At 71.2% G+C, this 12,077-nt stretch carries 12 protein-coding genes and 1 other RNA gene; 8 read left to right on the top strand and 5 right to left on the bottom strand.

All coding sequences use genetic code 11. The annotated features are described in order from the left end of the window. Positions 1 to 35 precede the first annotated feature (35 nt). Positions 36 to 710 (bottom strand): response regulator, encoded by a 675-nt coding sequence (locus LCC91_RS10965; protein WP_143897303.1) that lies wholly within the window; start codon positions 708 to 710, stop codon positions 36 to 38. Positions 711 to 794: 84 nt separating this feature from the next. Then, positions 795 to 1,778 (bottom strand): Bug family tripartite tricarboxylate transporter substrate binding protein, encoded by a 984-nt coding sequence (locus tag LCC91_RS10960; protein ID WP_143897304.1) that lies wholly within the window; start codon positions 1,776 to 1,778, stop codon positions 795 to 797. A 306-nt stretch (positions 1,779 to 2,084) separates the two neighbouring features. On the opposite strand from LCC91_RS10960, the gene htpX reads away from it, so the two are divergent. After that, on the top strand, positions 2,085 to 2,954 hold the full coding sequence (gene htpX, locus LCC91_RS10955; RefSeq protein ID WP_143897305.1) for a protease HtpX: 870 nt from the start codon (positions 2,085 to 2,087) through the stop codon (positions 2,952 to 2,954). Between the two features lie 104 nt (positions 2,955 to 3,058). On the opposite strand, the gene LCC91_RS10950 is transcribed toward htpX, so the two are convergent. After that, the gene (locus LCC91_RS10950) at positions 3,059 to 4,921 is read right to left on the bottom strand and encodes an NAD(P)/FAD-dependent oxidoreductase (protein ID WP_052231302.1); all 1,863 of its coding nucleotides are present in this window, start codon (positions 4,919 to 4,921) and stop codon (positions 3,059 to 3,061) included. 159 nt (positions 4,922 to 5,080) lie between these two features. On the opposite strand from LCC91_RS10950, the gene LCC91_RS10945 reads away from it, so the two are divergent. After that, positions 5,081 to 5,380 carry a hypothetical protein gene (locus LCC91_RS10945; RefSeq protein WP_043697955.1) on the top strand — a complete coding sequence of 100 codons (300 nt, stop codon included), beginning with the start codon at positions 5,081 to 5,083 and terminating at the stop codon, positions 5,378 to 5,380. 203 nt (positions 5,381 to 5,583) lie between these two features. Beyond that, positions 5,584 to 5,921: RNase P RNA component class A (rnpB, locus tag LCC91_RS10940), an RNA gene on the top strand. Between the two features lie 28 nt (positions 5,922 to 5,949). Here the strand turns inward: rnpB and LCC91_RS10935 are convergent. Then, a complete protein-coding gene (locus LCC91_RS10935) occupies positions 5,950 to 6,291 on the bottom strand; it encodes a c-type cytochrome (RefSeq protein WP_143897306.1) in 342 nt (113 codons plus the stop codon). Further along, a complete protein-coding gene (locus LCC91_RS10930; protein ID WP_043697959.1) occupies positions 6,288 to 7,943 on the bottom strand; it encodes an MBL fold metallo-hydrolase in 1,656 nt (551 codons plus the stop codon). The genes LCC91_RS10935 and LCC91_RS10930 overlap by 4 nt, the downstream gene beginning before the upstream one ends. A 122-nt stretch (positions 7,944 to 8,065) precedes the next feature. Here LCC91_RS10930 and LCC91_RS10925 point away from each other — a divergent pair, with 122 nt between their 5' ends. The 5 genes from LCC91_RS10925 (at position 8,066) to LCC91_RS10905 (ending at position 12,070) form a co-directional block, all read left to right on the top strand. Continuing rightward, the gene (locus LCC91_RS10925; protein WP_052231303.1) at positions 8,066 to 8,749 is read left to right on the top strand and encodes an OmpA family protein; all 684 of its coding nucleotides are present in this window, start codon (positions 8,066 to 8,068) and stop codon (positions 8,747 to 8,749) included. After that, positions 8,749 to 9,633 (top strand): diaminopimelate epimerase, encoded by an 885-nt coding sequence (dapF, locus tag LCC91_RS10920; RefSeq protein WP_043697962.1) that lies wholly within the window; start codon positions 8,749 to 8,751, stop codon positions 9,631 to 9,633. The genes LCC91_RS10925 and dapF overlap by 1 nt, the downstream gene beginning before the upstream one ends. A 78-nt stretch (positions 9,634 to 9,711) precedes the next feature. Next, the gene (locus tag LCC91_RS10915; RefSeq protein ID WP_043697965.1) at positions 9,712 to 10,404 is read left to right on the top strand and encodes a DUF484 family protein; all 693 of its coding nucleotides are present in this window, start codon (positions 9,712 to 9,714) and stop codon (positions 10,402 to 10,404) included. Positions 10,405 to 10,478: 74 nt separating this feature from the next. Then, the gene (locus LCC91_RS10910; RefSeq protein WP_082668294.1) at positions 10,479 to 11,639 is read left to right on the top strand and encodes a tyrosine-type recombinase/integrase; all 1,161 of its coding nucleotides are present in this window, start codon (positions 10,479 to 10,481) and stop codon (positions 11,637 to 11,639) included. Between the two features lie 2 nt (positions 11,640 to 11,641). Then, positions 11,642 to 12,070, top strand: coding sequence for a DsrE family protein (locus tag LCC91_RS10905; protein ID WP_390612116.1), 429 nt, complete (start codon positions 11,642 to 11,644; stop codon positions 12,068 to 12,070). The last annotated feature ends 7 nt before the right edge of the window (positions 12,071 to 12,077 follow it).

The raw sequence follows: 12,077 nt of genomic DNA, 5'->3' as shown, positions 1-12,077 counted from the left end.
CAAGACCGCTTTGAGGCTCAGGCGTTGCCACGATTTCACGGTTGCTCGGGCTCCAGACAGTAGCCCAGTCCGCGCAGCGTCACGATCTGTGCGCCCTTGCCGGCGAGTTTTTTGCGCAGGCGGTGTACGTAAACCTCCACGGCCTCGCAGTTGACGTCGGCGTCGTCGGCAAAGACGCGCTCGAGGATTTGTTGTTTGCTCAGCGGCTCGCCGCTCTTTTGGATAAGCGCACGCAACACGGCGTGTTCACGCGGCGACAGCGCCAGCGTCTCGCCGTGCACGCTGAAGCGTTGCGTGGCCACATCGTAGGTCAGCGGTCCGCATGCCAGCCGGGGGTGTTGTAAGCCGCGGGAGCGGCGCACCAGCGCCTGCAGGCGCGCCTGGAGCTCCTCGATCATGAAAGGTTTGGGCAAAAAATCGTCTGCTCCGTCCAGCAGCGAGCCTACGCGTTCGGCCAGCGAGTCGCGCGCGGTGAGCACCAACACCGGTGTGCGGTCGTCGCGCTCCCGCATGCGCGCAATCACGCTGCGTCCATCCATGCCGGGCAGACCCAAATCCAGCACGACCGCATCGAAGCTTTCGGTGGCCAAGCGGCGGTCGGCGAGCTGTCCATCATGGGCCCACTCGACGACGAAGCCCGCGTGCCGCGACAAGGTTTTGCCCAACCAACGGGCCAATTCGGGTTCGTCCTCGACGAGCAAGACGCGCATGGGGGTGATGGCTGTGGTGGGGGCGTGAGGCGCAGCCCGTGCGGCCGGCTGTCACCGCGACGGCGGCGCAGCGGGGCCGAGCGGTCAATGCGCCAAAACGAATTCTTTGACCAGTTGAGCGTAGGCGCGGGTGCGCTCTTTCACAAAACGCTCAAGCTCGGGCCCCACCAGATCGAGCGGAAACAATCCCCGCTGTTGCTGCAAGGCGGCAAAGCCGGGAGCGCTCATGGCCTTTTTAAAGGCGGCCACCCACCATTGGTAGTCGGTTTCCGACACCTTGGGCCCCATGTAGAAGCCCCGAATGACAGGCCAGTCGATGTCAAAGCCTTGCTCCAACGCCGTGGGGGTATTGGCCAGGCGGCCCGGCAGCCGCTGCTGACTGTAGACCGCCAGTATCCGCACGGGGGTGTTTTTCTCCAGGAACTGGATGGCTTCAGAGGCGTCGCCCATCACAACCTGGATATGGCCATTTTGCAGTGCCGTCATCGCGGCACCGCCCCCCTCAAAGCCCAGGTAACGCATGCGGGCCGTGGGAATGCCTGCGGCGCGTGCGGTCAGGGCTGCCTTGAACCAATCCTGGCTGCCCACCGAGCCCCCACCACCGATCACGATCTTGTTGGGGTCCTCTTTGAGGGCGGTGATGAGCGCCTTGAGCTTCGCGTAGGGGGCGTCGGCCCGCACCATGACGGTCCCGTAGTCTGTGCCCACCGAGGCCAGCCAGCGCACATCGCGCACGCTGTGGTTGCCAAATTTGCCCAAAGCCAGATTCAGCAACGAGCCACCCGAGAAGGCCACGATGACGTTGCCGTCGGCTGGCCGCTGGTTGACGATGTGGTGATAGGCCACGGCCCCGACGCCGCCCGGCATGTGAACCATGCGCAAGGGGGTGGGGAGCAGTCCGCCGTCGGTTAAGGCGCTTTGGGCCAGACGGCACGTCAGGTCAAAGCCGCCGCCTGGTTGCGCGGGGACGATGCACTGGGCCTCGGCGGGCTGACTGCGAGCCGCGCCCGCCCCCAGCATGGTCAACAGTGGGGTGCACAGCAAGAGCCTGCGTTGGCGGTCGATCATGGGGCCTCTCCCGTTGGGTCAAGTGCGCAGCGCGTGCTCGCGCGCCGCTAGGATATAAGGAAGTGGCGGGCCTGCGGCGCGCCTGAGGGTGTCATTGTGGTGATTTTGTGACATGCGACGCCGACATGCCCGGTTCGGCGGTGCTGCGCTTGGTGCCTGGAACTCTCGACCCCGGGAAGGATCAGCCAGCGCTGATACTATCGCCGGGCTTGAACGGCGGCGGTGTGACCCTCACCTGCAAGGGTGCCTCCAAGGGCTGCCGCCCGCAGGGCCCTCGTTTTGATCCAACGCGCTGACGGAGACCCGATGAAACGTATTCTGTTGCTGGTTCTGACCAACCTCGCCGTGATGGCGGTGTTGTTGATCACCACCCGCATCCTCGGGGTGGACCGCTTCCTCACCGCCAACGGGTTGGACATGACGGCGCTGGCCGTCTTCTCGCTGGTGATCGGTTTTGGCGGCGCGTTCATCTCGCTGCTGATGAGCAAGCCGATGGCCAAGTGGAGTACGGGCATGGTCATCATCGACCAGCCGCGCAGCGCCGACGAGGCTTGGCTGCTGGCCACCGTGCGCAAGCTGGCCGATCAGGCCGGCATCGGCATGCCCGAGGTCGGCATCTACGAGGGCGAACCCAACGCGTTTGCCACCGGCGCGTTCAAGAACGACGCGCTGGTGGGCGTCTCCACGGGGCTGCTCGCCAACATGACGCGCGAGGAGGTGGAGGCGGTGCTGGCGCACGAGGTGGCGCACATCGCCAACGGCGACATGGTGACGATGACGCTGATCCAAGGGGTGATGAACACCTTCGTCGTGTTCCTGAGCCGCGTCATCGGCTACGTGGTGGACAGCTTCCTGCGCCGCGGTGACAGCGAATCGTCCGGCCCCGGGATCGGGTATCTGGTCACCAGCATCGTGATGGAGATCGTGCTCGGGTTCCTGGCCGCGATCATCGTCGCGTGGTTCAGCCGCCAGCGCGAGTTCCGTGCGGACGCCGGGGCGGCGATGCTGATGGGTCGCAAGCAGCCGATGATCAACGCGCTGGCGCGGCTGGGCGGCCTGCACCCCGGGGCGCTGCCGCAGGGCATGCAGGCGATGGGCATCACCGGCGGGATCGGCAAGCTCTTTGCCACGCACCCGCCGATCGAGGAGCGCATCGCGGCCTTGCAGGCGCTGTGATGCGCGGGGGACGGTGGCAGTGGCGTCGTTGTGGTGTGCCGCTGCCGTCGGTCCACCCTTACGCCGGCGCGCCTCGCGCCCGGTGGTTGACGAAATAGGCCGGTTCAGCCGTACGCAACGCCTGCATGCGGGACGCGGTCCGGTGGCGGCGGGGTGACGCCGAGTACGTGGCAGCCCAGCGCTTCGGCCACGCGCACGCCGTCCACGCCGGCGGAGAGGATGCCGCCCGCGTACCCGGCCCCTTCGCCCGCCGGGTACAGGCCCTCGACGTTGAGGCTCTGGTAGTCGGGCCCGCGCGGGATGCGCAGCGGTGACGAGGTGCGGGTCTCGACCCCGGTCATGACCGCATCGGCCCGGTCGTAGCCGCGGATCTGGCGGCCGAAGGCGGGCAGCGCCTCGCGCATCGCGGCCACCGCGTCGTCGGGCAGCACCGTGGCCAGGTCACCCAGCGTGACACCGGGCTTGTACGAGGGGAGCACGTCCCCAAAGGTGGCGGACGGCCGCCCGGCCAGAAAGTCGCCGACGAGCTGTCCCGGCGCGTTGTAGCCGCCGCCACCGGCGCGGTAGGCGGCGCTTTCCAGCGTGCGCTGCAGCACCACGCCCGCGAGCGGGTGGACGGCGCCGTCGGGCAGCGCGGCCGCCTCGGCGGCGTAGCGGCTGCCCGCCGCGTCGCCAAAGGCGGCGCGCCACGCCGCCGCGTCGTGCTGCGGGAAGTCCTGCGGGCCGATGCCCACGACCAGCCCGGCGTTGGCGTTGCGCTCGGCGCGCGAGTACTGGCTCATGCCGTTGGTGACGACACGCTCGGCTTCGCTGGTGGCGGCGACGACCGTGCCGCCCGGGCACATGCAAAAGCTGTAGACGGCACGGCCGTTGGCGGCGTGGTGCACGAGCTTGTAGGCCGCCGCGCCCAGCAGCGGGTGGCCTGCGTGGCGGCCCCAGCGCGCGCGGTCGATCATGCCCTGCGGATGCTCGATACGCACGCCGATGGAAAAGGGCTTGGGCTCCAGCCGCACGCCGCGCTGGTGCAGCCGCTCGAACGTATCGCGCGCGCTGTGGCCCAGCGCCAGGATCACCCGCTGCGCGGGCAGTTCGTATTCGGTGCCGTGCGCGCCGCGGTCGTGCACGCGCAGGCCCTGCAGCCGCCAGCGTCCCTCGCCGGCTGGCGCGAGCACGAAGTCGACCACCTGCTGCTCGAAGCGGATCTCGCCTCCCAGCGCGGTGATGCGCGCGCGCAGCGCCTCGACCACCTTGACCAGCTTGAAGGTGCCGATGTGCGGGTGCGCTTCGTACAAAATTTCCGGCGGGGCGCCGGCGTCGACGAAGGCCTGCATGACGCGCCGGCCCAGGTGGCGCGGGTCCTTGATCTGGCTGTAGAGCTTGCCGTCGGAAAACAACCCCGCGCCGCCTTCGCCGAACTGGACGTTGGAGTCCGGGTTGAGCTCGCGCCGGCGCCACAGGCCCCAGGTGTCTTTCGTGCGCTGGCGTACCGGGCGACCGCGCTCCAGCACGATCGGGCGCAGCCCCATTTCGGCCAGCGTCAGCGCCGCGAGGATCCCGCACGGCCCGAAGCCGACGACCACGGGCCGCTCGTCCGCGGCGGGCGTCCAGTCGGCGGCGGCGCGTGCCGGCGGTTGCCAGCTCATGTCCGGCGTGCGCTGCACATGCGCGTGCCCCGCGAGGCGCTGCAACACGGCGTCTTCCTGCGCGGGGTCGGCCAAGGCCACGTCGACGATATAGACCGCCCGCAGCGCGGTGCCGCGCGCGTCGAAGCTGCGCTTGTGCACGTGCAGGTTGGCGATGGCCGACTCGGGCAGCGCCAGCGCTTGGGCGGCCAGCGTGCGCAGCGCCTCGATGGGGTGCGGCTGCGGGGTGCGGTCGGCGTCGGTTTCGGCCGGCGCGTCGGCGGCGCGGCGCGCCTCGACGGGCAGCGCCTGCAGCGGCAGTTTCAGTTCGGCAATGCGGATCATGGCAACCTCACGTGGCCCGTGTTCATCGGGCGAGGCCGGCATGATAGCGAGGAGTTGGGCGCTGTCGCGTCGGGAGGCGGCGTGTGTCCGAGGCCGGAGCGCGGCGTGCGGCATGAAGCTTGCTTGCGCCCCAACGCGTGTGTCGTGAAGGAGGGGCCGATGGCATCGATTGATCTGACCGCTGCGGCAGCACATTTGCACGTGGCCCTGCGCCGCAAAGTGGGGCGTATCACCGACATTGAGTGGATGGCCACCGACTATGCCTACGCACAGGCGATGGTGGCGCTGGCGCGGCAAAAAGCACAGGAGTTGTCCGACGACACCTTGGCGCAGCACGCGCAGCGCTTGCTGGAGGCGTGGCAGGCACGGCGTCTCCCACAGACGCGGGGCGAGCTCGCCGCTGAGGAGGGGGTGGCGGTTGCGCCACCGCAGCGCTACGTCTGGGGTGTGCGCATGTAAGCGCACACCGATGTGGTGCGGTTGTCACGGTGCACGGTGGGTGGGTGTTGCACCGCTTGCGGGCGCGGGGCACAGCCACGGTGCTCCGGTCGCCGTTGGGTGTCCCGACCGGGGTTGCCGTGAGTGGGCCGCGCATGCACTTGGGTTGCCACCCCGGCCGGGACAATGGCATGTGCAGCGGCGTTGACGCATAATTGGGATGTGAAGTCCGCCAGACCGCCGCTGGCGCAAGGCCCGCAAGGGCGCGCTGGAGGAACGTCCGGACTGCGCAGGGCAGCGTAGGAGGTAACGCCTCTCCACCGCAAGGTGCGGATCAGAGCCACAGAGACGAGCCGGTTCAGACCGGGGTGAAACGCGGCAATCTCTACGCGCAGCAACACCAAGTAGGCCAGCCCGGGGGCAACCCCAGCCCGTGGCCCGCGGGCCGTGCTGGCGGGTAGGTGGCACCGAGCCGACCGGGTGACCGGCGGCCCAGAGGAATGGCGGTCACGCCGGGGGCGACCCCGGCGCACAGAATCCGGCGTACCGGCGGGCTTCACCCTTTCGTTCGCGGACGGCGCGTCGGCGCATCAGCCGCCCCCGGCAACGAGCCAGCGCACGAACCGCTCGGCCTCTTCGGCCGTGAGCCGCTCGTGCGCGGGCACACCGCCGAAGAGGTGGTGCTCCCGCAGGCGGTCGGCGAGCTGCTGGATCCGCTGCTCATCGCCGGCCGCGCTGGCGTAGCGCGCCGCCAGTGCCGCGATCGTCGGCGCTTTGCCGCGCGGCGGGTTGCCGTGGCAATTCAGGCAGCCTTTTTCCAGCGCGGCGTTCATGTCCGCCCGCACCGGCGGGGCGGCGACGCCGAGCGCGGCACCCAGGCACACCGCCAGCCCGATGCGGGCCAGGGTCATCGTCGGGGGGGATGTCGTCATGGCGCGTGACCTCGCAGACGCAGCACGTGCGCCAGCAGCGAGCGCTTCGCCACCGGCCACAGGTGCGGCGGCACGTCATCGTAGGCGTGCCGGACCCACAGATCGAGATCGCCCGTGGGATGCGTGGCGAGCACGCGCGCGATCTTGGCCTCGCGTTGCAGCCGGTGCGCGTGCAGGCGCTCGATGGCCCGCGGGGCGTCCCCGAGCACGTAGCCGTGCGCGGGCAGGATGAACTCGATGCGGTCGCTGTCGCAGGCGGCGCGCAGGCGTTGCAGCGACGCCAGATACGCGTCCATGTCGCCGTCCGGCGGGTCGATCACGGTGGTGCTGCCGTTAAGGATGTGGTCGCCGGAAAAGAGTAGGCCGTCCTCCTCCAGCACCAGGCACAGGTGGTTGGCGGCGTGGCCGGGCGTGTGCAGCACGCGCAGCGTGTGCCGGACCGTGCCGTCGCCGGTGGTGAGGGTGAGCCGCTCGCCGTCGGCGAGCGCGCGGTCCGGGCGGAAGTGGCTGGTCGGCCGCGCAGTAGGGCCGCTGGGCAGCCCGAGCACCGGCGGCACGGCGCGGCCCGCCGCGGCGCACAGCGCCTGCAAGGGCTTGGCACCCGGCGCATGGTCCGGGTGGGAGTGGGTGCAGACGATCGCGCGGATGTCGCCCGCCGTCGCGTCGAACAGCCGCTGCAGGTGGGCCGGCTCGTCCGGGCCCGGGTCGATGACGACGTGGCCCGTGTCGGGTTCGCCGACCAGATAGCTGTTGGTGCCGGGGCCGGTCATTGGCCCGGGGTTGGGGGCGGTCAGGCGCTGGACGTGGCGCGCGAGCGCCACCGGCGCGTCATGGCGCCAGTCGAGCATGTGGGCCAGTTGCCCGTCGGGGCAGGTCAGCGCCAGCTCGCCGTAGGGGGCCTCGTGCTCCATGAAGCGGGCTTCCTGGCCGTGGAGCCAGCCGGCGCGCGGGCAGCTCGTCCACGGCGGCCCGCGGTGACGCGCGCATTCGGCCAGCAGCGCGGCGCTGTCCGCATAGCGCCGCAGGTGCTCCAGCGTGCGTACCGTGGGGAAGACCATCGGCAGCGCACCGGCCGCGTGCCGCTGCAGCGCCTCGGTCGGCGTGATCCAGACCGGCTCGAACTGTTCGCGGTCGTCGGCTATCGGCGTTTGGCCCGGCGGCATCGGGGCGACGAAAAACGCCACGTCGAAGCGTATCGGCAAGTCCCGGTCGGTGATCCAGCGGGCCAGCCACCCCAGGGTGTCCGCCGCCAGCGTCAGGCCGCGCGCCACGCATTGCGGCAGCAGCGGGGCGTGCCGATCCAGCGCGGCGACGGTATCCGGCGCGACCCAGCGTCCCGTCGCATCCCGGGCCAGCAACACGCCCAGCTCCTCGAAGCACTCGCGCACCGCGGCCAGCAGCGCGGGTCGGTCACCCGCGGCCTGTTCAGGGCGCCACGCGATGGCCGGATGCGGCGCATCGGTGTGGTCGTCGGCGTCGATGGCGCCACCCGGGAACACGTAGGCCCCGGGCGCGAAGCGCGCATGGGCCGAGCGGCGCGTCATCAACACCTCCAGGCCCTGCGCCCCGTCGCGCACCAGCACGACGGTGGCGGCGGGCCGCGGAACCGGGGGTTCGTGGGGCGGGTGCAGGCGCAGATGGGGGCGCACCATGGCGTGTATCCGGTGTAACCGTTGGTGACGGACGCGCCCGCCGGGGTGGCCGGCCGCGCGGTTGTGGCGCACAATGGTAGCCGTTCGCGCCCATGGGCGCCCAACGGGAAAGGAGTGCCATCATGGTGGCTTGGTTTGACCAGGGGTTCAGGGGCCGCCGCGCGGCGGCGGGGATCGCGCTCGCGGCGGCGTTGGCCGCAACGGGCTGCGCCAACATGTCCGAGGAGCAGAAGTCCGGGACCGCCCGCGGCGCGATGATCGGCGCCGCCGCCGGGGCCGTGCTTGGCGCGGTGACCGATGGCAGCAAGGGGGCGGTGCGCGGCGCGGCCATCGGCGCTGGGGCCGGCGCACTGGGCGGCTATGTCTGGTCCAGCCGGATGGAGCAGCAAAAGCGCGAGATGGAGGCGGCCACCGCCGGTACCGGCGTGGCGGTGACGCAAACCGCGGACAACCGGCTCAAGCTCGAGATCCCGAGCGACATTTCGTTCGACGTCGGGCGTGCCGACATCAAGCCCAATTTCCGCGCGGTGCTCGATACCTTCGCGCAGGGGCTGCAGCGCAACCCGGCGGCGCGCGTGACCATCATCGGCCACACGGACAGCACCGGCAGCGACGCGATCAACAATCCCCTGTCGATCAACCGTGCTGCAGCCGTGCGCGACTACCTGGTGGCGCGCGGGGTGGCGATTGGCCGCATCGCGATCGACGGGCGCGGCTCGCGCGAGCCCATCGCGAGCAACGACACCGCCGAAGGGCGCGCCCGCAACCGGCGGGTGGAGATCTTCGTCGCGGAGCAGGCGAGCTGATGCGGGTGGCGTTCACCAAGATGCAGGGGGCGGGCAACGACTTCGTCGTGCTCGACGAGACGCGTGGCCCGCTCAACCTCTCGCCGGCGCAGTACCGCTGGCTGGCGGACCGGCATTTCGGTGTCGGTGCCGACCAGATCCTGAGCGTGCGGCCCGCACCGCATCCCGGGGTCGATTTCGAATACGTGATCCACAACGCCGACGGGGGCGAGGTCGAAAACTGCGGCAACGGGGCGCGCTGCTTCGTGCGCTACGTGCACGACGCCGGGCTGACGCCGCAGCGCACGGTGCGCGTGGCCACGCGTGCCGGGGTGCTGACGCTGGCGCTGCAGGACGACGGCCGGGTGACCGTGGACATGGGGTCCCCGGTATTCGAGCCTGCGCGGGTGCCGTTCGACCCCGAGGGGCTCGCGCCGCGCGCCGAGGGCGGCTGGCAGCGCTGGCCGCTGGCACTGCCGCTGGCCGGCGAGCCGGTGGCGTGGGTGGCGGTGCTGTCGATGGGCAACCCCCACGCGGTGGCGCGCGTGGACGACGTGGACGCCGCGCCGGTGGCGCAGTGGGGCCCGGCGATCGAAGGCCATGCGCGTTTTCCGCGCCGCGTCAACGCGGGCTTCGTGCAGGTGGTCGACCGCGCGCACGCGCGGCTGCGCGTGTACGAGCGCGGGGCCGGTGAGACGCTGGCGTGTGGCACCGGCGCGTGCGCGGCGGTGGTGGCGGGGATCCGGCTGGGCTGGTTCGACGAGCGTGTCGACGTGGACCTGCCCGGCGGGCGGCTGACCATCGAGTGGCCGTTGCAGACGCAGGGGCTGACCGCTACGGTGCGCATGACCGGGCCGGCCGAGCCGGTGTTCACCGGCGTGGTGGACGTGCCCGACCTGCGCTGAGGCTGCGCCACAATGCGGGGTGCGGCGCCGGCGCGTCCATCCGCGGCGCGCACCGCCGCACCAGCAGGAGACCGATCCGTGAATGCCTACCCGCCGCTGCCCCCGATCACCGAAGACGACATCGCCCAATTCCTGCTCCACACGCCGGACTTCTTCGAGCGCCACGCGGAGTTGCTGGCGGCGGTGCAGCTGACCAGCCCGCACACGGGGCGGGCGATCAGCCTGCAGGAGCGGCAGGTGGAGGTGTTGCGCGAGCGGCTGCGCCAGCTGGAGCTGCGCGCGGCGGAGATGATCCGCCACGGCCAGGACAACACGTCGCTGCTGGAGCGGCTGCACCGCTGGACCTGTGCGCTGCTCGCGGTGGACGATCCCGCGCGCGTGCCCGATGCGGTCACCGGGGGGCTGGCGCAGGCGTTCGATGTGCCGCAGGTCGCCCTCAAGCTTTGGGGGTGTGACGCGCGCTGGGCCGACGCGCCGTACGCGCAAGGGGCGAGCGACGACGCGCGGGCGTTCGCCACGTCGCTGCAGCAGCCGTACTGCGGGCCGAACCCGGGGCTGGAAGCGGCGCAGTGGCTGCCGGACCCGGCCGCGGCGGCCTCGATCGCGCTGCTGCCGTTGCGGCGCGCCGCGGATGCCCCGGCCTTCGGGCTGCTCGTGCTGGCGTCGCCGGATGCCCGGCGCTTTCAGGCCGACGCCGCGACCGATTTTCTCGCGCGCATCGGCGAACTCGCCGCGGCCGCGCTGGCGCGGCTGCTGCCCGAGCCGCATTAGGATGCCATCCATTCCCACGAGGCAGGCCGGTTTCGCGCGTCACGGGTCGGGCGATGCGCGGTGGAGCCACTGAGATGGACGCCCCCAGTGAGGATGCCGCGTTGATCGCGGCTTACCTCGCGCACGTGCGGGTGGAAAAGCGCCTGGCCGCGCGCACGCAGGCGCTCTACGCGGCGCACCTGGCGACGCTGCAGCGGCGGGCGCAGGCCGCGGGGCTGGCGCTGACGGCCGTGCGCGAGGACACGGTGCGGCGCTGGCTCGCGCAGCTGCACGCCGCGGGGCAGTCGCCGCGCACGCTCGCGCTGGTGTTGTCGGCGTGGCGCGGCTTTTACGACTGGCTGGGCCGGCAGGGGCGCATCGACCACCATCCCGTGCGCGGGGTGCGCGCGCCCAAGGCCGGGCGACCGCTGCCGAAGGCGTTGCCGGTGGAAGCCGCGCTGCGGCTGGTGCAGGCGGTGCCGGAGGACGGGGCGTCGTGTGGTGCGTTACCGGGGAATGCCGCGACGGGCGGGGAGGCGGCCGAGGCGGAGACGTCCGCTCAAGCCCGTGCCGAATACGTGCGCGACCGCGCGATGGTGGAGCTGCTGTACGGCAGCGGACTGCGGCTGGGCGAGCTGCTGGGGTTGGACGTGGCCCCGGGGCCGCAGGCCCGCGGCTGGGTCGACGCGGACGCTGGCGAGGCGCACGTGACGGGCAAGGGCGGCAAGCGCCGCACCGTGCCCGTGACGCCCGCGGCGCTGGCCGCGCTGGCCGAGTGGTGCCGGGCGCGCGCGCTGCTCGCGCGGCCGGCGGGCGAACCCGCGCTGTTCGTCGGCGCGCGCGGGGAGCGCCTGAGCCCCCAGGTGGCGCGCCGACGGCTCGCCGCGTGGGCCGCCCGCGCGGGGCTGGACGTGCACGTGCACCCGCACATGCTGCGCCACAGCTTTGCCAGCCATGTGCTGCAGTCCAGCGGCGACCTGCGCGGCGTGCAGGAGCTGCTCGGCCACGCCAGCATCGCCAGCACCCAGGTCTACACGCGACTGGACTTTCAGCACCTCAGCCGCGTGTACGAGGCGGCGCACCCGCGCGCGCGCCGAAGCGGGGCGGGTGAGCGCTCGGGCGAACGGCCGGGCAAACATGGTGGTGTCGCGGCGGCGGGCGGGTCGGGCAATACCCCGCCGTGTTTGTCGGATACCGATGCGCGCAATAATGGATCGGGGGCAACAACCGCCTCTATGGATGACATGAGGAGATGAAGATGAAGTCCCTTTGGCGCTGGTGGGTGTCGTTTGTTTCCGTCCTGATGTTGGCCGTCTCCGTGCAAGCGGCCGAACCGATCAAGGTCGTCTACCACATGAGCGAGGGCATCCCGCAGGCCTCGCGCGCGATCCAGAATATCCGCAACCACCTTGCCGCGGACCCGACCGCCAAGATCGTCGTCGTCACGCACGGGCTGGGCATCGACTTCCTGCTCGAAGGGGCGACCAACCAGATGGAGCAGCCGTTTGCCGGCGCGGTGGCGGATCTGGCCAACAAGGGCGTGGAGTTCCGCGTCTGCAACAACACCCTGGTGGCGCGCAAGATCGACGCCAGCAAGCTGGTGCCGGAAGCCAAGATCGTGCCTTCCGGCGTGGCCGAAGTCGCCAAGCTGCAGGCCCGCGAGGGCTTCGTCTACCTGCGGCCGTAAGCCCGGC

This window comes from Tepidimonas taiwanensis (assembly GCF_020162115.1).
In the GTDB taxonomy this organism is placed as follows: domain Bacteria; phylum Pseudomonadota; class Gammaproteobacteria; order Burkholderiales; family Burkholderiaceae_C; genus Tepidimonas; species Tepidimonas taiwanensis.
Note: the sequence above shows the minus strand (reverse complement) of the source record. Positions and strands in the feature narration are given on the sequence as shown.

Coding starts and splice junctions, on each gene's coding strand:
- LCC91_RS10960 (WP_143897304.1), bottom strand. CDS start 1,778: ATGATCGACCGCCAACGCAGGCTCTTGCTGTGCACCCCACTGTTGACC.
- LCC91_RS10910 (WP_082668294.1), top strand. CDS start 10,479: ATGGACGCCCCCAGTGAGGATGCCGCGTTGATCGCGGCTTACCTCGCG.
- LCC91_RS10905 (WP_390612116.1), top strand. CDS start 11,642: ATGAAGTCCCTTTGGCGCTGGTGGGTGTCGTTTGTTTCCGTCCTGATG.
- htpX (WP_143897305.1), top strand. CDS start 2,085: ATGAAACGTATTCTGTTGCTGGTTCTGACCAACCTCGCCGTGATGGCG.
- LCC91_RS10925 (WP_052231303.1), top strand. CDS start 8,066: ATGGTGGCTTGGTTTGACCAGGGGTTCAGGGGCCGCCGCGCGGCGGCG.
- LCC91_RS10935 (WP_143897306.1), bottom strand. CDS start 6,291: ATGACGACATCCCCCCCGACGATGACCCTGGCCCGCATCGGGCTGGCG.
- LCC91_RS10950 (WP_052231302.1), bottom strand. CDS start 4,921: ATGATCCGCATTGCCGAACTGAAACTGCCGCTGCAGGCGCTGCCCGTC.
- LCC91_RS10930 (WP_043697959.1), bottom strand. CDS start 7,943: ATGGTGCGCCCCCATCTGCGCCTGCACCCGCCCCACGAACCCCCGGTT.
- LCC91_RS10965 (WP_143897303.1), bottom strand. CDS start 710: ATGCGCGTCTTGCTCGTCGAGGACGAACCCGAATTGGCCCGTTGGTTG.
- LCC91_RS10945 (WP_043697955.1), top strand. CDS start 5,081: ATGGCATCGATTGATCTGACCGCTGCGGCAGCACATTTGCACGTGGCC.
- dapF (WP_043697962.1), top strand. CDS start 8,749: ATGCGGGTGGCGTTCACCAAGATGCAGGGGGCGGGCAACGACTTCGTC.